We start from the raw sequence: 18,651 nt of genomic DNA on the forward strand, positions 1-18,651 counted from the left end.
AGCTAAGCGACTTCCATATCTCACAGGGGGCAACCCCCAACTACTTCCGGCGTTCTAGGGCTTAACTGCTGTGTTCGGCATGGGTACAGGTGTATCTCCTAGGCTATCGTCACTTAACTCTGAGTAATACCTACTCAAAATTGAATATCTATCAAATAATTAGAAAACCTCACGCTTCGTATCCTCAGTTACTTTGGATAAGTCCTCGAGCTATTAGTATTAGTCCGCTACATGTGTCGCCACACTTCCACTTCTAACCTATCTACCTGATCTTCTCTCAGGGCTCTTACTGATATATAATCATGGGAAATCTCATCTTGAGGTGGGTTTCACACTTAGATGCTTTCAGCGTTTATCCCTTCCCTACATAGCTACCCAGCGATGCCTTTGGCAAGACAACTGGTACACCAGCGGTAAGTCCACTCTGGTCCTCTCGTACTAGGAGCAGATCCTCTCAAATTTCCTACGCCCGCGACGGATAGGGACCGAACTGTCTCACGACGTTCTGAACCCAGCTCGCGTGCCGCTTTAATGGGCGAACAGCCCAACCCTTGGGACCGACTACAGCCCCAGGATGCGACGAGCCGACATCGAGGTGCCAAACCTCCCCGTCGATGTGAACTCTTGGGGGAGATAAGCCTGTTATCCCCAGGGTAGCTTTTATCCGTTGAGCGATGGCCCTTCCATACGGAACCACCGGATCACTAAGCCCGACTTTCGTCCCTGCTCGAGTTGTTGCTCTCGCAGTCAAGCTCCCTTATACCTTTACACTCTGCGAATGATTTCCAACCATTCTGAGGGAACCTTTGGGCGCCTCCGTTACCTTTTAGGAGGCGACCGCCCCAGTCAAACTGCCCGTCAGACACTGTCTCCGATAGGGATAACCTATCCGGGTTAGAGTGGCCATAACACAAGGGTAGTATCCCAACAACGTCTCCTTCGAAACTGGCGTCCCGATCTCTTAGACTCCTACCTATCCTGTACATGTGGTACAGACACTCAATATCAAACTGCAGTAAAGCTCCATGGGGTCTTTCCGTCCTGTCGCGGGTAACCTGCATCTTCACAGGTACTAAAATTTCACCGAGTCTCTCGTTGAGACAGTGCCCAAATCATTACGCCTTTCGTGCGGGTCGGAACTTACCCGACAAGGAATTTCGCTACCTTAGGACCGTTATAGTTACGGCCGCCGTTTACTGGGGCTTCAATTCATACCTTCGAGTTACCTCTAAGCACTCCTCTTAACCTTCCAGCACCGGGCAGGCGTCACCCCCTATACATCATCTTACGATTTAGCAGAGAGCTGTGTTTTTGATAAACAGTTGCTTGGGCCTATTCACTGCGGCTGACGTAAAGTCAGCACCCCTTCTCCCGAAGTTACGGGGTCATTTTGCCGAGTTCCTTAACGAGAGTTCTCTCGCTCACCTGAGGCTACTCGCCTCGACTACCTGTGTCGGTTTGCGGTACGGGTAGAGTATGTTTAAACGCTAGAAGCTTTTCTTGGCAGTGTGACGTCACTAACTTCGCTACTAAACTTCGCTCCCCATCACAGCTCAATGTTACAGATATAAGCATTTGACTCATATCACACCTCACTGCTTAGACAGACTCTTCCATTCGTCTGCTTTAGTTAGCCTACTGCGTCCCTCCATCACTACATACTCTAGTACAGGAATATCAACCTGTTGTCCATCGGATACACCTTTCGGTCTCTCCTTAGGTCCCGACTAACCCAGGGCGGACGAGCCTTCCCCTGGAAACCTTAGTCTTACGGTGGACAGGATTCTCACCTGTCTTTCGCTACTCATACCGGCATTCTCACTTCTATGCGTTCCAGCGCTCCTCACGGTACACCTTCTCCACACATAGAACGCTCTCCTACCATACCTATAAAGGTATCCACAGCTTCGGTAAATTGTTTTAGCCCCGGTACATTTTCGGCGCAGGGTCACTCGACTAGTGAGCTATTACGCACTCTTTGAATGAATAGCTGCTTCTAAGCTAACATCCTAGTTGTCTGTGCAACCCCACATCCTTTTCCACTTAACAATTATTTTGGGACCTTAGCTGGTGGTCTGGGCTGTTTCCCTTTCGACTACGGATCTTAGCACTCGCAGTCTGACTGCCGACCATAATTCTTTGGCATTCGGAGTTTATCTGAGATTGGTAATCCGGGATGGACCCCTCACCCAAACAGTGCTCTACCTCCAAGAATCTCTAATGTCGACGCTAGCCCTAAAGCTATTTCGGAGAGAACCAGCTATCTCCAAGTTCGTTTGGAATTTCTCCGCTACCCACAAGTCATCCAAGCACTTTTCAACGTGCCCTGGTTCGGTCCTCCAGTGCGTCTTACCGCACCTTCAACCTGCTCATGGGTAGGTCACATGGTTTCGGGTCTACGACATGATACTAATGCGCCCTATTCAGACTCGGTTTCCCTACGGCTCCGTCTCTTCAACTTAACCTCGCATCATATCGTAACTCGCCGGTTCATTCTACAAAAGGCACGCTCTCACCCATTAACGGGCTCGAACTTGTTGTAGGCACACGGTTTCAGGTTCTATTTCACTCCCCTCCCGGGGTGCTTTTCACCTTTCCCTCACGGTACTGGTTCACTATCGGTCACTAGGGAGTATTTAGGGTTGGGAGATGGTCCTCCCAGATTCCGACGGGATTTCGCGTGTCCCGCCGTACTCAGGATACTGCTAGGTACAAAGACTATTTTAAATACGAGGCTCTTACTCTCTTTGGCTGATCTTCCCAAATCATTCTTCTATAATCTTTGAGTCCACATTGCAGTCCTACAACCCCGAAGAGTAAACTCTTCGGTTTGCCCTTCTGCCGTTTCGCTCGCCGCTACTAAGGCAATCGCTTTTGCTTTCTCTTCCTGCAGCTACTTAGATGTTTCAGTTCACTGCGTCTTCCTCCTCATATCCTTAACAGATGTGGGTAACAGGTAGTACCTGTTGGGTTCCCCCATTCGGAAATCCCTGGATCATCGCTTACTTACAGCTACCCAAGGCATATCGTCGTTTGTCACGTCCTTCTTCGGCTCCTAGTGCCAAGGCATCCACCGTGCGCCCTTATTAACTTAACCTTATTTTCTGACCTTTCAGTCATAAACTCTTTTAATACTACAGCGTTTCGGTTTATTTTCTTGTTACTATTTGATATAGATATTCAATTTTCAATGTGCATTACTTGGTGATCTCTCACCAATGGAGCCTAGCGGGATCGAACCGCTGACCTCCTGCGTGCAAAGCAGGCGCTCTCCCAGCTGAGCTAAGGCCCCACAAGACCTCTCAAGACTAAACAAGACCAATGCGCAGTTCCTTATCCTTAGAAAGGAGGTGATCCAGCCGCACCTTCCGATACGGCTACCTTGTTACGACTTCACCCCAATCATCTATCCCACCTTAGGCGGCTGGCTCCTAAAAGGTTACCTCACCGACTTCGGGTGTTACAAACTCTCGTGGTGTGACGGGCGGTGTGTACAAGGCCCGGGAACGTATTCACCGCGGCGTGCTGATCCGCGATTACTAGCGATTCCGACTTCATGTAGGCGAGTTGCAGCCTACAATCCGAACTGAGACTGGCTTTAAGAGATTAGCTTGCCGTCACCGGCTTGCGACTCGTTGTACCAGCCATTGTAGCACGTGTGTAGCCCAGGTCATAAGGGGCATGATGATTTGACGTCATCCCCACCTTCCTCCGGTTTATTACCGGCAGTCTCGCTAGAGTGCCCAACTAAATGATGGCAACTAACAATAGGGGTTGCGCTCGTTGCGGGACTTAACCCAACATCTCACGACACGAGCTGACGACAACCATGCACCACCTGTCACCTCTGTCCCGAAGGAAAACTCTATCTCTAGAGCGATCAGAGGGATGTCAAGACCTGGTAAGGTTCTTCGCGTTGCTTCGAATTAAACCACATGCTCCACCGCTTGTGCGGGCCCCCGTCAATTCCTTTGAGTTTCAACCTTGCGGTCGTACTCCCCAGGCGGAGTGCTTAATGCGTTAGCTGCGGCACTAAACCCCGGAAAGGGTCTAACACCTAGCACTCATCGTTTACGGCGTGGACTACCAGGGTATCTAATCCTGTTTGCTCCCCACGCTTTCGAGCCTCAGCGTCAGTTACAAGCCAGAGAGCCGCTTTCGCCACCGGTGTTCCTCCATATATCTACGCATTTCACCGCTACACATGGAATTCCACTCTCCCCTCTTGCACTCAAGTTAAACAGTTTCCAAAGCGTACTATGGTTAAGCCACAGCCTTTAACTTCAGACTTATCTAACCGCCTGCGCTCGCTTTACGCCCAATAAATCCGGACAACGCTCGGGACCTACGTATTACCGCGGCTGCTGGCACGTAGTTAGCCGTCCCTTTCTGGTAAGATACCGTCACAGTGTGAACTTTCCACTCTCACACTCGTTCTTCTCTTACAACAGAGCTTTACGATCCGAAAACCTTCTTCACTCACGCGGCGTTGCTCGGTCAGACTTCCGTCCATTGCCGAAGATTCCCTACTGCTGCCTCCCGTAGGAGTCTGGGCCGTGTCTCAGTCCCAGTGTGGCCGATCACCCTCTCAGGTCGGCTATGTATCGTCGCCTTGGTGAGCCGTTACCCCACCAACTAGCTAATACAACGCAGGTCCATCTGGTAGTGATGCATTTGCACCTTTCAATCGATTATCATGCGATAATCCATTTTATGCGGTATTAGCTATCGTTTCCAATAGTTATCCCCCGCTACCAGGCAGGTTACCTACGCGTTACTCACCCGTTCGCAACTCATCCGCTCGGTGCAAGCACCAAGCTTCAGCGTTCTACTTGCATGTATTAGGCACGCCGCCAGCGTTCGTCCTGAGCCAGGATCAAACTCTCATTAAAAGTTTGAGTTCTCACTCATTTCTGTCACTGACAGATTTATTGTTTTTTTCATTGTTCAGTACTACAACATTAGTTGTAGTGCCCTGCACATTGGTTCGTCTTGTTCAGTTTTCAAAGGTCTTTGTCACTCAATCTCTCTCAAGCGACAACTATATTAGTATATCACAGCTGCTAACCTATGTCAACACTTTTTTGAAACTTTTTTCCAAGTTTTTTTAACCGCAATACACCATAGTCCGTACGGGATTCGAACCCGTGTTACCGCCGTGAAAAGGCGGTGTCTTAACCCCTTGACCAACGGACCTTGAGCTTTTCAACTCTTTCTATTATACCTACTTTTTTACCTTTGTCAAGATCTTTTTTCCTCTTTATCGAAATTCTGAAAAGATAAGGGAAAGTTCTCTCAGGAGAGCTTTACGTCCTCTAAAGACTTCTCCTCCCATGAGACGGTCTATTAACTCTTGTTTTTCCAGACTCTGCTTTGATTTGTAGTTTTTTAGAAGTTCGTGAAAGAGATAATAATCGTCCAGTCTGAGTCCTTTTTCTCCTAGACGATGGCTAATCTCACTCACCTCTTCATAGGGTTCTTTGTCAAAACGGCGCTTGTGACTTTCCTGTTTACGGATGTAATCTAGAATACGATTTCTAAATTTTGTTTTAAAACAGACATATAGTCGATGGCGCTCGCCCTCTAATAACTCTGGATGGTGACTGACCAGCTCATAGAGGCACATCATGCCCTCCTGGTCCCAGTCCTCTTTCTCCCACAGATGCAAATGATAATCTTTGCGGCACTTATGGACGATTCCCTTCGTTTCTTCGTATAGTTCTTTCAGATTCATAGACCTCTCCTTTCTGCATTTAGTTTAGCAAAATGCACGAACCCATGGGTCTATTTCCTCTATTCCATACTTCTTCCTCTCTCAACGGCACATAAAAAGAGAGGCAAGGCCTCTCTAGAGTTATAATTCTGCAATTTGGTTTAGGTTTACTTCTGCAATCGTATCATTACCAAACATAGAGATAATCATCTTCACTTTATTGTTATCAATTTCAGTAATTTTACCTGTGCAGTCTGCAAAAGCGCCATCAATGATGCGGACAGTCTGACCAACTTCAACGTCAATATCAAACTCTTGAACAGTTTGTCCCATTGAAACCAGAATATCACGGATTTCTTGTTCCAATAGCGGAGTTGGTTTTGATCTGTTACCGTGGGATCCGACGAATCCTGTTACGTTCGGTGTGTTTCGAACGACGAACCATGCTTCATCGGTCATGACCATTTCTACAAGGACATAACCTGGAAAGCGATTCTCTTCAACTTCCTTTTTCTTTCCATTTTTCTCAACTTGCACGGTTTGTGTTGGGATCTCAACGCGTAGAATATTATCCAACATGTTATACGTTTGTGCACGTTGCAATAGATTTTCTTTTACCTTATTTTCATAGCCAGAATAAGTTTGTAGAACAAACCATCCCTTGTCAAAACTATCCATGATATTTCCTTTCATACATATAGAAGGAAGTTAGCAGAACTTCTCCGCCTTTCTTCTAAAAAATGTTAATAAATCGAATCAAACCTGAAACAATCAACTGGTCAAAAATGTAAATGATGACCACAAAGAAGGCTGTGTATTCCATAATAGAGCGAAAATCTCTCCAGCTTTCCTTGCGAGTTGGCCACGTTGTTTCTTTAAGAAGTTTAAAAATATCCTTAATAAAACCCATCGTTCTCTCCTATCTCGTTTCTCTATGTGTCGTATATTTTCCACAATGTTTACAAAATTTATTTACTTCTAGTCGTGTTGGCTTGGGGTTCCCACTAATTTTGATTGAGTAATTCCTTGAACCACAAACTGCACAAGCTAGGCTTGCTTTTTTTAGTGCCATAACGCCTCCATCTTATCTATTATAACAAGAAACCTAGGCTTTGACAAGCCTCTTAACGAAATAGATTAAGGATTGAGTCCCATATTGTCTGGGCTTTTTCTTTTATTTTAGCTTCTGAAATCGCACGTCCTGCTTCATCTACAAGATTTTGTGCGCGACTACGAATATCTCCTATCGGGTCCTCAGACTGGTTTGTCTCATTTTCAACAACTTGCTTTTTCGTATTTTCTGGTTCAATCCCATTTTGTTTATAAGCATTCTCAACTGTAAAAGTGCTACCTGGAGTGTAAGGCAAAATGGTATTAGCCATACTTCTAAAGACGTGGGCTGCTCCATTTGAGGTCGAACCTGCTAGATAATGGTTCTCATCCGTCGTTGGGAAACCGAGCCAGTGGGTAATTACCACATCTGGAGTATAACCAATCACCCACTGGTCACTAGTATATACTGAATTAAAAGCGGCCTCAGTAGTACCTGTCTTTCCAGCCATAACATAATCTGTTGGCGACGAACTAATTCCTGTACCATTGGTAAATGTTCCTAGCATCATACTGGTCATTTTATCGGCTACCGACTTATCAATCACTCGTTTTTGAGAATTTTTATGACTCTTGATGACCTGACCACTGGCATTTTCAATACGAGTGATAAAATGCGCTTCAGGCATCAGACCTTCATTAGCAAAGGTTGCATAGGCTTGTGCCATCTGGAGGGGATTCGTCTCTACACCTCCACCGAGAGCGACTCCAAGAACTCGATCAACATTTTCCATATTCAGGCCAAATCTCTCCCCAGCGTCAAAAGCTTTGTCAATACCTAATGCATTTACAGTCGCAACTGCCGGTAAATTGAGTGATTCAGCCAAAGCCTGATACATAGGTACTTCAGGCGAAGTCTTAATCCCTGCATAGTTGTCCACTTGATAACTATCGTACTGCATCGTATGATTATCCAGTTGCTTGTTTAAGGCCCATCCTGCTTCTACTGCAGGCGTATAAACCACTAAAGGTTTGATAGTTGAGCCTGGGCTACGCTTAGACTGAGTGGCATAGTTGAAATTGCGGAAGCCTGGTTTGTCATCGCCAGCTACGCTACCAACAACACTACGCACCCCACCTGTTTTAGGCTCTAAAGCAACACTACCTGATTCAGCATGTGTTCCGTCTTCTGCCTTTGGAAATAGTGAGGTATTTTCGTAAACAACCTGCATGTTGGCTTGGTAGTTTTGGTCAAGTTCTGTATAGATTCGATAGCCGTTGTTGACAATTTCCTCTTCTGTGAGATTGTACTTGGAAACTGCTTCGTTGACAACTGCATCAAAATAAGACGGGTAACGATAATCCGAAATCTTCCCTTCATACTTATCTTGCAGTTGAGAAGCCATATCTGCTCCAGCTGCTTCGGTCTCTTGATTTTTATCAATATAACCCGCTGCAACCATATTTTGCAAAACAGTATCCCTACGGTTGGTTGAAGTTTCAACAGAATTTAATGGATTATACAATTCCGGCCCCTTGAGCATCCCTGCTAGAGTTGCCGCCTGATCAAGCGTTAGTTGTGAAGCCGATACACCGAAATATTTCTTACTTGCATCTTCAACCCCCCATACCCCATTTCCGAAGTAGGCGTTATTGAGGTACATAGTAAGGATTTGCTCCTTACTGTATTTCTTGGTCAACTCTAAGGCAAGGAAAAACTCCTTGGCCTTCCGTTCAACGGTCTGATCCTGAGAAAGATAGGCATTTTTTGCCAACTGTTGGGTGATGGTGGACCCCCCTCCATAACGACCTGCTGTAAGGATGGCTAGAAAGAAACGACCGTAGTTTATCCCATCATTTTTATAGAAGGAACGATCCTCTGTCGCGACGACAGCATTCTGCAAATCTTTACTGATATCTGTTAGTTCAATATAGGTTCCCTTTTGACCGGACAGGGCTCCTGCCTCTTTTTCTTCGCGGTCAAAAATCAGAGTTCGTGTTTTTAAGGCATTTTGCAAATCATTGACATTGGTAGACTTGGCTATCGCAAATAGGTAGGTTCCCACTAGCAAACCTGCACTTAACCCTAAAATGATGACAATCTTTGTCAGATGATAGCGACGCCAAAATTTCCGAATTGGGCCAACTTGGGACAATTTTTTTCTATCGCTCCGAGAACGACGCATGCTAGTCGAATCAGACTCCGCCGATTCATTCGTTTCTTTTTTAAAGAGAGAAAGAAACTTCTCAAATAATTTATCTAATTTCATGCGTTTATTTTATCATCTTCACCATGGGAACTCAAGAATTTAGCTACTCCCTATCCAAATAGGGCTTTTTTTGTTACAATATCTGTATGCAATTCACATTTACATTACCCGAATCCCTGCCTCAAATGACGGTCAAACAATTTCTAGAGGAACAACTACTCATTCCTAGAAAAATCCGTCATTTTTTGAGAACCAAGAAGAACATCTTAATTAACCACGAAGAAGTTCACTGGAACGAGATAGTCAAAGCAGGGGATATTTGCCAATTGACTTTTGATGAGGAAGATTATCCCAAAAAGGAAATCCTTTGGGGAAATCCAGACCTCGTTCAAGAAATTTATCAAGACCAACATCTTATTGTCGTCAACAAACCTGAGGGTATGAAAACGCATGGAAATCAACCAAACGAAATCGCCCTTCTCAATCATGTCTCTGCCTACGTCGGGCAGACTTGCTATGTCGTTCATCGTCTAGATATGGAAACCAGTGGGCTGATGCTTTTTGCTAAGAACCCTTTTATCCTGCCCATCCTCAATCGCTTGTTGGAGAAAAAAGAAATCGCTCGCGAGTACTGGGCACTCGTAGAAGGACGAGTAGAGAGTAAAGAACTTGTCTTTCGAGATAAAATTGGTCGTGATCGACACGATCGTAGAAAAAGAATAGTTGATGCAAAAAATGGACAATATGCTGAAACACATATCAGTCGATTAAAGCAATTTCCAAATAAGACTTCTCTAGTTCGTTGCAAACTAAAGACCGGTCGAACGCATCAAATCCGTGTTCACCTCTCTCATCACAAGCATCCTATCCTGGGCGATCCTCTCTATAACTCTAGATCAAAAACGAGCCGGCTCATGCTCCACGCCTTTCGACTCTCCTTTACTCATCCACTCACCTTAGAAAAATTGAGTTTCACTGCCCTCTCGGATACTTTCGAAATAGAATTAAAACAAAATGGATGACACTATCATTTATTCTTATATATACAAAAAAGCAAGGCCAGAAAGCCTTGCTTTTTTATCGACTCAAGAATTATTTAGCGATTTTTGCAAAGTATTCAAGAGTACGAACAAGTTGTGAAGTGTAAGACATTTCGTTGTCATACCATGAAACAACTTTAACCAATTGTTTACCGTCAACGTCAAGAACTTTAGTTTGAGTTGCGTCAAACAATGAACCGAATGACATACCTAGGATATCAGAAGATACGATTGGATCTTCAGTGTATCCATATGATTCGTTAGAAGCTGCTTTCATAGCTGCATTTACTTCATCAACAGTAACGTTCTTGTCAAGAACTGCTACCAATTCAGTTACTGAACCAGCTGGAACAGGAACACGTTGAGCAGCTCCATCCAATTTACCGTTCAATTCAGGAATAACCAAACCGATTGCTTTAGCAGCACCAGTTGAGTTAGGAACGATGTTAACTGCAGCAGCACGAGCACGGCGAAGGTCACCTTTACGGTGTGGTCCGTCAAGAATCATTTGGTCACCAGTGTAAGCGTGGATAGTAGTCATCAAACCTTCAACGATACCGAAGTTGTCATGAAGAGCTTTAGCCATTGGAGCCAAACAGTTTGTAGTACATGAAGCACCTGAGATAACTGTTTCAGTACCATCAAGTGTATCGTGGTTAGTGTTGAATACGATTGTTTTAACATCGCTTCCACCAGGAGCAGTGATAACAACTTTCTTAGCACCACCTTTAAGGTGTTTTTCAGCCGCTGCTTTAGTAGCAAAGAAACCAGTTGCTTCAAGAACGATTTCTACACCGTCGTTAGCCCAGTCGATTTGTTCTGGATCACGTTCAGCAGAAACTTTAACGAATTTACCGTTAACTTCAAATCCGCCTTCTTTAACTTCTACAGTACCGTCGAAACGACCTTGAGTTGTATCGTATTTCAACAAGTGTGCAAGCATCACTGGATCTGTAAGGTCGTTGATGCGAGTAACTTCAACACCTTCTACGTTTTGGATACGGCGGAAAGCAAGACGACCGATACGTCCGAAACCGTTAATACCAACTTTAACTACCATTAGTGATTTCCTCCTTATGAAAATCATGAAAATTTTATTGTGAAAAGAGTAACTTGAATCACTACAAATCACCTTTCAACACACCTATTATATAACTATTTGAGTTTAATTGCAAGTATGGGCGTCGATTTTCTCTGTCAGTTTCTTTTTGATAAACTTCTTTCCCTACTCATAGCGTAAGGATTCCACTGGATCCATTTTACTAATCTTACGTGCTGGGAAGTAGGCTGAAATATAGCCAAGAAACAAAGCAAAAATAAGAGTTCCTGAAACGGAGAGAAGATTTAATTCAAAAACTTTAGAGATAGACGGATAGAAATGGTGGACAATAATATTCGCTAGGCTTCCTAGTCCTTGTGCAATGATAAAGGCTATTAGCAAGGCGATCCCTACAATCCAAAGAGCTTCGTAGATAAAGATTCCTTTCACATCTCTATTTTGATAGCCAACCGCCTTCATGACACCAATTTCCTTAGAACGTTGCATGATATTGATGTAAATAATGATCCCTATCATAACTGCTGCCACCACAATCGCTTGTGAAGAAAGCACAATCAGTAATCCCTGAATGACACGAATAAAGGTAATCACAATATCAAGAACGGCCTGTTGAGAAAGAACTGTATACTTCTTATTTTTCTGCAATTCTTCTATTACTGTTTTCGTACGAGAAGGATCTTTAAGTTCCAGAATAAAATAGGATACAGCCTTTGTAAATTCAGCTTCTTTTAAAATAGTTTCCATCTGGTTGGAAGCCATGAAACTATTGCTATCCTCTGCATCATCTTCGTCATTGATGACACGCACAATATGAGTTTGAAAACCTGCCAACTTGCTACCTTCAGCAGCATTTTCTACAATGCTTGCTGAAACTGGCTTGCCAATAACATCACTAGCTGTCAGATTTTCCCCTGTTTGTTCATTCCAATTTTTGAGCAAACTCATCGGAATCGTCAATCCCTGCTCGTTAACATCCGTATAAAGAGTGCCTGCTAACACTTTTTCTTTTTCATTGCTACTAACAGAAATACTTGTATCTTCATACAAACTCACGACTTGAGCATAAGAAGGCATAGATTGGCTAAATTCTACTTCGTGTCCGTCTATGCTAATCTTTGACATGGTCATGCCAAAAGGACTTTCTAGATATTTAATATTTTCTTTCCCAATCGTATCCACGATATAGTTCTTATCATCTTGGTTCAAAAAACCTCTGCCAGCAACACTAGAATTCAGCGCAATCTGAACTTGGGAAGGGAGCTTCCCCCCGTTGGTATTTTCATCAATCATCGAAATCAAGGCATTTCCTAGCCCAAACGAAACCAATACACCTACAAAACCAATCGAGGTCGCTACTGCAATCAGCAAGTTACGCCACTTTCTTTCCAAAAAGTTACTTAAAGAAAGTTTGAATTTGTTTTTAAAGGACAATCCTTTATTTTTTGACTTCTTCAACGACTTCACCATCCTTCATTTTGATAATCACATCTGCATATTCAGTAACCTCTGGGTTATGAGTAACAATCAGTACTGTTTTCCCAGCTTGGGCCAAATTTTTGAACACTTCTAAAACCATCTCTTGAGATTGAGAATCGAGCGATCCAGTTGGTTCATCAGCTACAATCATATCTGGTTGGTTTACCAGAGCACGCGCAATGGCTACACGTTGTTTTTGTCCACCAGAGAGCTGTTTAACATTCTTAGCCATAAAAGGCTCCATCCCTAAATTATGAAGTTGTTCTTGGGCTATTCTTGTCATTTCTTTATCCGATAAATCTTTGACATAGAGAGGCAACTTAACATTATCCAAAACAGATTGATGGGGGATGAGATTGAAGTTTTGAAAGACAAACCCAATGTTGTCTTTGCGAAATTGCGTCAATTCAACCTCTGACAATTCCTTGAGAGACTCTCCTTTAAAGTCTAAAATTCCCTCGTACTCCCTATCTAAACCGCTGATAATATTTAATAGACTGGTTTTTCCACATCCTGACGGACCATAAATCGCAGTGATTTTCCCTTCAGCAATCTGTAGGTTAATATTCCTTAGAGCCTGCTCTTTATTATTCCCATCCAAAACGTAAAATTTTGAAATATTTTTAATGGATAAAATGGACATTACAATCTCCTTTAATCACTTGTGATATCGTGAACCGTTACAAACTACAATAAACAATGCTAATATAAATTAATCTAACAGAATCAGATTCAAAAAAAATTCCTTCTTTTTTCGAATTTATTGTAACAAAAAAGCGACATTCCTCCAATGACAGAAATGTCACTCCTATAAACAATTTAACAATATCTTTTTAGGTCCTCAGCCCATTCATTGTCTAAACTAATTAGTAACTGCTCATTACCAAACATCCTTGCCATCATTTTTGCTTCTTCATACTTTTGTTTGGCTGTTTCATAATCCATCTGAATATAATATTTCCACTCCACCATCAAGACAATTGGTTGTTTTTGAAAACCTCGTGTTTTCTGTCCTATTTTATTTAAGGTCTCAACTGCTCTCTTAAAATAATGAAACAGCCCCATAATTTCTATACAAGCTAAAGAAGCTAACAAGGAATCTCTAAGCAAGTCCAAACAATCGAACTCTATCTTATCAACCTGAGAAATTAGTTTGTCATGAAAACAAAGAATGGTTTCATGCTCAGATTTTTTTATCTCACCCACATTTAAACCATCCATTAACTGACAGTTGAAATACAGTCTCAATTTCAACAATTCCTCAGCCCTGTATACATCTCTGGATAGTAAGTCTTGAAGACCACCCTCAATCACACTACTTCCGTATAAGGAATTACTAGTCGCCCTCACCTCATCTATAGCTTGAAGACAATCCACTACCACTTTCTCATCACGTGGCAAATCATCATAAAAACATTCAAAAATCTCATCAAAATATTCTTCCTTCTGCTCTTGCAACTCTTTGTCTCCATAGTCAGGATGATGAAGAAGAAAGTACTTTAATTCTTGATAACGCTTCGGTAATTCCTTATAGTCTGGCATCAAGGCATAGGATGGGATGTCTAGCTTATCTGCAATGTATTCTAGTGTTTTTATAGTAGGACGAAATTCTCCTTTTTCAATGCGTACCAACTGACGAACGGATAACTCTGACTCATCTCCACAAAAAACTGGACGACTAAGACCTTTCTCCTCTCTAAGGAGTCTTATCTTTTCCCCTAAATCATTCATCTCTTACATTTCTCCCTCGGCTCAATACAAAAACTTTGATAGTCAAACAAATATATACACTTATTATAACATTTTTCAAGAAAATGTACAAAAAAGAGACAGGATAACTCCTGCCTCTAGGCTGATAAACGATTATTTACGACGTCCTGGACGTTCTGCATAACCATAGTAAGCATCTGCCATGATTTCTTCCATGTCAGCTACCATCGGCAAGCGTGGGTTTGCAGGTGAACATTGATCTTCGTAAGCAAGTAAGGCAATCTCATGCAAGCTGTCTTTCCAAGTTTTTTCATCGATACCAAAGCCTTTGAAGTTCATTGTGATTCCAACTGCTTCACCAAGATCGTAAACTGCTTTGGCATAAGCTTCAACCGCTTCTTCTGGTGTTGAGCAAGGAAGACCTAGCATACGAGCGATATCTTGGAATTTTTCATCAGCTTTCCAGTAATTGTACTTAGGCCATGTTGTAGTTTTAGATGGACGAGTTCCATTATAACGGATAACATAAGGAAGTAAAATAGCATTTGTACGTCCGTGAATGGTGTGGTGAACAGCACCAATCTTATGCGCCATTGAGTGACTCATTCCAAGGAAGGCATTTGCAAAGGCCATACCAGCCATTGTAGAGGCATTATGCATCTTTTCACGGGCTTCTGGGTCAGCTGTTTTTACAGATTTTTCCAAGTATTTGAAGACTAACTTGATGGTTTGAAGAGCAATACCATCTGTATAGTCATTGGCAAAGTTAGAAGTATAAGCTTCAGTTGCGTGTGTCAAGACATCCATACCTGTGTCAGCAGCAATAAATGCTGGAACAGATTCTACCAAAGCAGGGTCAACAATTGCAATGGTTGGTGTCAAAGCGTAGTCAGTGATTGGGTATTTCCGGTTGTTTGCCTTGTCAGAGATAACTGCAAACGGTGTTACTTCTGAACCTGTACCAGATGTTGTTGGAATACCGATATATTGTGCTTTCTTACCAAGTGATGGGAATTTGAAGGCACGTTTGCGGATATCCATGAATTTTTGAACGAGGTCACCGAAGTCAACGTCTGGCTGTTCATAGAACATCCACATACCTTTGGCTGCATCCATTGGTGAACCACCACCAAGGGCAATGATAGTGTCTGGTTCAAACGAACGCATTACTTCAACACCACGACGAACTGTTGTGATATCTGGATCTGGTTCAACATCTGAGAAGACTTGAATCGTGACTTTGTTTTTACGAAGATTCAATTGGTCAATCACACGTTGTACAAAACCGAGTTTTTCAATTGATTTATCGGTAACAATCATGACACGTTCGATACCTTCGCAAGTTTGAAGGTATTGGATTGAGTTACGTTCGAAGTAGATTTTTGAAGGAACTTTAAACCATTGCATATTATTTCTACGTTTTCCTACTTTCTTGATGTTTAGAAGGTTGATCGCACTTACGTTATCACCGACTGAGTTGTGTCCATATGAACCACATCCAAGTGTTAATGATGGAATGAAGGCGTTGTATACATCACCGATACCACCAAAGGTAGATGGAGAGTTCCAGATAATACGCATTGCCTTTATTTCCGTACCGAAACGTTTTGCAAGAGCTTCGTCTTTTGTATGGATAGCAGCTGAGTGTCCTAGACCATTAAATTCAACCATTTGACGAGCTTTTTTAAGTCCATCTTCAGTATCTTCAGCTTTCAAAACTGCAATAACAGGTGATAATTTTTCACGAGTCAATGGTTCTTTAATTCCAACTTCTGCACATTCAGCAGCCAAGATGTTTGTCCCCTCTGGAACGCTAAATCCTGCTTGTTCAGCAATCCATGCTGCTGGTTTACCAACGATGTTTGCGTTTAGTTTAGCACCGGCGCAGTTCTTGCTGTTAGCTTTTGCACCAAAACAGAATTCTTCCAAAAGCGCTTTTTCTTTCTTGTTGACAAAGTAAGTATGGTATGATTTGAATTCTTCTACAAATTCGTCATATACTTCCTTATCAATGATAACCGCTTGTTCTGATGCACAGACCATCCCATTATCAAATGATTTAGACATAACGATGTCATGAGCAGCTTGGCGAAGGTCAGCAGATTTTTCTACATAGGCAGGAACGTTTCCGGCACCTACCCCAAGAGCTGGTTTTCCACATGAGTATGCAGCTTTAACCATAGCATTCCCACCAGTTGCGAGGATAGTCGCAACACCTTCATGGTTCATAAGTGCTCCAGTTGCTTCCATAGATGGCTCTGTAACCCATTGAACACAGTTTTCAGGTGCACCGGCTGCTATGGCTGCATCACGAACGATTTGTGCAGCATGAGCAGAAGATTCTTGAGCTGATGGGTGGAAGGCGAAAACGATTGGGTTACGTGTCTTCAAGGCAATCAATGATTTGAAAATTGCTGTTGAAGTTGGGTTTGTTGTTGGAGTGATACCACAAATAACTCCGACTGGCTCCGCAATCTTCGTCAAACCTGTAATTGGATCATCTTCGATAACTCCAGCTGTTTTAACTCCACGCATATTGTTCACTACGTGTTCACAGGCAAATAGATTTTTTGTCGCCTTATCTTCAAATACACCACGACCAGTTTCTTCAACTGCGTGTTGTGCAAGGATACCATGCGCGTCAAGTGCTGCAACAGACGCTTTTGCTACGATGTAGTCAACTTGCTCTTGATTCAACTTGCGCATTTCATCAAGCGCAACCAAGGCTTTTTTCACGAGACCGTCGACATGCTTTTCAGCAGCAAGTTGTTTTTCCTCTGGTGTTACTGTTTTTTTATCAGCCATATTATCCTCCATAGCCTTTAAGGATATTATCCTTTGTTAATTTTTTCACAAGTTTATTATAACTCTTTTTTTATGCTTTGTAAACAGTTTCATAAGTATTTCACAAAGAATTTTTCTAAGTTTGTGAACTTTTTCTCAATTAACCCGTACAATAGAGTTTTGACTGGACGATTGTGAAATTATGAAAAATATTTTTTTATTTCACAAAGTTTTCTCTAGTTGATAGCTATTTATCGAATTCAAGGCAAGAAAGCGTTTTCTATTTTGGTTTTAAAAATAGTCTCCTAACTTGGAGACTACTGTTTTTGCTGAAAAACGCCTTGTTTAAAGGTCCCTTCATAAACAACCTCTTGCTCTGTAGTCAACTTCCCTTGACCTTCAGCCTGACCATTTACAAAATCACCTTCGTATTTCCAGCCATCTTTTGATTGGAAAGTCCCTTTTCCATTAAAGGCTCCATTATTGAAATCACCTGTATATTGGTCTCCATTTTCAAAGGTCAGAGTGCCTTGGCCATTCATTTTTCCTCGTACCAGGGTACCATCATAAACAAGGGCACCGCCATCAAGTGTCAGGGCACCCTTTTTAGGTGTATTTAGTAGAAATACTGAAAGGGCACAGAGTGCAATTACGACTACTGCAATGAACTCTAGCCTAGGGCGAGTTAGGTAAACTCTATACTTTTCATAGATTTGTTTAAGCTTTTCCATTGTCACTCTCATTTTCTAATCGATCTAGCCAGCTTCGACATCCACTTGTGATGCGAGCATAGGTTTCCTCAAAATCTCCTGTATACCAAGGATCTGGAACACTTTCAGATGCAAAAGGGTAGATCTTATGTTGCAATTCCTGAGGACACATTTGACGCAGATCTGAAACGTTTGAAGCATCCATACCGATAATGTAATCAAACGATTCAAAATCTTCTCTACGAATCTGGAGTGATGTTTTGTCTTTGTCATAAGGAATCTGATACTGCCGGAAAATCCCCTGCGTTCCCTTATGAATCGGATTACCATGTTCCCAAGATGAAGTCGCACGACTCTCAACCTGGTAATCGCTCGTCATGGATTTCATTACAAACTCTGCCATGGGGCTACGGCAGATGTTTCCTAAGCACACAAATACTATTTTTCTCATCCCTTTTCCTCTTACTTCATAGAAAAACGGGAGTGACAGGTCCCGTTTTATTCTTCGATTGCTCCGCCTTCGTCAACAACTGTTCCTTCTGGTGTCACAGCTTCTTTGAGTGGCAAAACGGTCTTGATAGCAGCCAATTCAAAAGTCAAATAAACGCCATCTACATCAAGTACGATTGTTCTCTTCTCAGTGTCTACTTCATCCACTGTTCCGTAAAGGCCGCCAATTGTAATAACTTCATAGCCTTTTTGAAGTTTATTTAAGCTTTCCATACGCTTTTGCGCTTGTTTCTTTTGAGAACGTTGCATAAAGAACATCAAGGCCATCATACCTACAAGCATGATTAAAAAAGTAATATTTGGATTCATTATTTTCTCCTTTGTATTTTACATAGGACTACTATATCAAATTTCAGCTACTTTTACAAGGTTGTACCTTGTTTTTATG

14 protein-coding genes, 2 tRNA genes and 3 rRNA genes are annotated in these 18,651 nt (G+C 42.5%); 1 reads left to right on the forward strand and 18 read right to left on the reverse strand.

Annotated features, from left to right (window positions below; translation table 11 throughout):
• Position 1: 1 nt before the first annotated feature.
• From rrf to pbp2a, 10 genes are all read right to left on the reverse strand, one after another.
• A 5S ribosomal RNA gene (gene rrf, locus AC4ME5_RS09085) occupies positions 2-117 on the reverse strand.
• Between the two features lie 76 nt (positions 118-193).
• A 23S ribosomal RNA gene (locus AC4ME5_RS09090) occupies positions 194-3,097 on the reverse strand.
• Between the two features lie 122 nt (positions 3,098-3,219).
• Positions 3,220-3,292: transfer RNA gene (locus AC4ME5_RS09095), tRNA-Ala, on the reverse strand.
• 51 nt (positions 3,293-3,343) lie between these two features.
• Positions 3,344-4,892: ribosomal RNA gene (locus tag AC4ME5_RS09100) — 16S ribosomal RNA — on the reverse strand.
• The 16S, 23S and 5S rRNA genes sit together here with 2 tRNA genes alongside, the layout of an rRNA operon.
• A gap of 232 nt (positions 4,893-5,124) precedes the next feature.
• Positions 5,125-5,196, reverse strand: a tRNA-Glu gene (locus AC4ME5_RS09105).
• Between the two features lie 64 nt (positions 5,197-5,260).
• Positions 5,261-5,734, reverse strand: coding sequence for a hypothetical protein (locus AC4ME5_RS09110; protein ID WP_001049388.1), 474 nt, complete (start codon positions 5,732-5,734; stop codon positions 5,261-5,263).
• A 120-nt stretch (positions 5,735-5,854) separates the two neighbouring features.
• Complete coding sequence (nusG, locus tag AC4ME5_RS09115) at positions 5,855-6,391, reverse strand: transcription termination/antitermination protein NusG (protein ID WP_000376730.1); 537 nt, start codon at positions 6,389-6,391, stop codon at positions 5,855-5,857.
• A 55-nt stretch (positions 6,392-6,446) separates the two neighbouring features.
• Positions 6,447-6,623 carry a preprotein translocase subunit SecE gene (gene secE, locus AC4ME5_RS09120; RefSeq protein ID WP_000505776.1) on the reverse strand — a complete coding sequence of 59 codons (177 nt, stop codon included), beginning with the start codon at positions 6,621-6,623 and terminating at the stop codon, positions 6,447-6,449.
• Positions 6,624-6,632: 9 nt separating this feature from the next.
• Complete coding sequence (gene rpmG, locus AC4ME5_RS09125; RefSeq protein WP_001809375.1) at positions 6,633-6,785, reverse strand: 50S ribosomal protein L33; 153 nt, start codon at positions 6,783-6,785, stop codon at positions 6,633-6,635.
• Between the two features lie 52 nt (positions 6,786-6,837).
• Positions 6,838-9,033: a penicillin-binding protein PBP2A gene (gene pbp2a, locus AC4ME5_RS09130; RefSeq protein WP_000762593.1), complete on the reverse strand. Its 2,196-nt coding sequence runs from the start codon at positions 9,031-9,033 to the stop codon at positions 6,838-6,840.
• A gap of 86 nt (positions 9,034-9,119) precedes the next feature.
• Here pbp2a and AC4ME5_RS09135 point away from each other — a divergent pair, with 86 nt between their 5' ends.
• Positions 9,120-9,995 carry an RluA family pseudouridine synthase gene (locus tag AC4ME5_RS09135; RefSeq protein WP_491800556.1) on the forward strand — a complete coding sequence of 292 codons (876 nt, stop codon included), beginning with the start codon at positions 9,120-9,122 and terminating at the stop codon, positions 9,993-9,995.
• 70 nt (positions 9,996-10,065) lie between these two features.
• Here AC4ME5_RS09135 and gap read toward each other — a convergent pair whose 3' ends face one another.
• From gap to yajC, 8 genes are all read right to left on the reverse strand, one after another.
• Positions 10,066-11,073, reverse strand: a complete 1,008-nt coding sequence (gene gap / locus AC4ME5_RS09140; RefSeq protein ID WP_000260675.1) for a type I glyceraldehyde-3-phosphate dehydrogenase — start codon at positions 11,071-11,073, stop codon at positions 10,066-10,068.
• Positions 11,074-11,238: 165 nt separating this feature from the next.
• Positions 11,239-12,540 carry an ABC transporter permease gene (locus AC4ME5_RS09145; protein WP_162279311.1) on the reverse strand — a complete coding sequence of 434 codons (1,302 nt, stop codon included), beginning with the start codon at positions 12,538-12,540 and terminating at the stop codon, positions 11,239-11,241.
• Complete coding sequence (locus AC4ME5_RS09150) at positions 12,509-13,192, reverse strand: ABC transporter ATP-binding protein (RefSeq protein WP_009067988.1); 684 nt, start codon at positions 13,190-13,192, stop codon at positions 12,509-12,511. Before AC4ME5_RS09150 ends, AC4ME5_RS09145 begins: the two co-directional genes overlap by 32 nt.
• A gap of 176 nt (positions 13,193-13,368) precedes the next feature.
• Positions 13,369-14,280 (reverse strand): helix-turn-helix domain-containing protein, encoded by a 912-nt coding sequence (locus AC4ME5_RS09155; RefSeq protein ID WP_491800557.1) that lies wholly within the window; start codon positions 14,278-14,280, stop codon positions 13,369-13,371.
• A 132-nt stretch (positions 14,281-14,412) separates the two neighbouring features.
• Complete coding sequence (gene adhE / locus AC4ME5_RS09160) at positions 14,413-17,064, reverse strand: bifunctional acetaldehyde-CoA/alcohol dehydrogenase (RefSeq protein WP_491800558.1); 2,652 nt, start codon at positions 17,062-17,064, stop codon at positions 14,413-14,415.
• A gap of 296 nt (positions 17,065-17,360) precedes the next feature.
• A complete protein-coding gene (locus AC4ME5_RS09165) occupies positions 17,361-17,774 on the reverse strand; it encodes an MORN repeat-containing protein (RefSeq protein WP_000413196.1) in 414 nt (137 codons plus the stop codon).
• Complete coding sequence (locus AC4ME5_RS09170) at positions 17,761-18,204, reverse strand: low molecular weight protein-tyrosine-phosphatase (protein ID WP_268704884.1); 444 nt, start codon at positions 18,202-18,204, stop codon at positions 17,761-17,763. Before AC4ME5_RS09170 ends, AC4ME5_RS09165 begins: the two co-directional genes overlap by 14 nt.
• A 47-nt stretch (positions 18,205-18,251) precedes the next feature.
• Positions 18,252-18,572 carry a preprotein translocase subunit YajC gene (gene yajC / locus AC4ME5_RS09175; protein ID WP_001069055.1) on the reverse strand — a complete coding sequence of 107 codons (321 nt, stop codon included), beginning with the start codon at positions 18,570-18,572 and terminating at the stop codon, positions 18,252-18,254.
• Positions 18,573-18,651 lie beyond the last annotated feature (79 nt).

It is taken from the genome of Streptococcus sp. A69 (genome assembly GCF_058556195.1).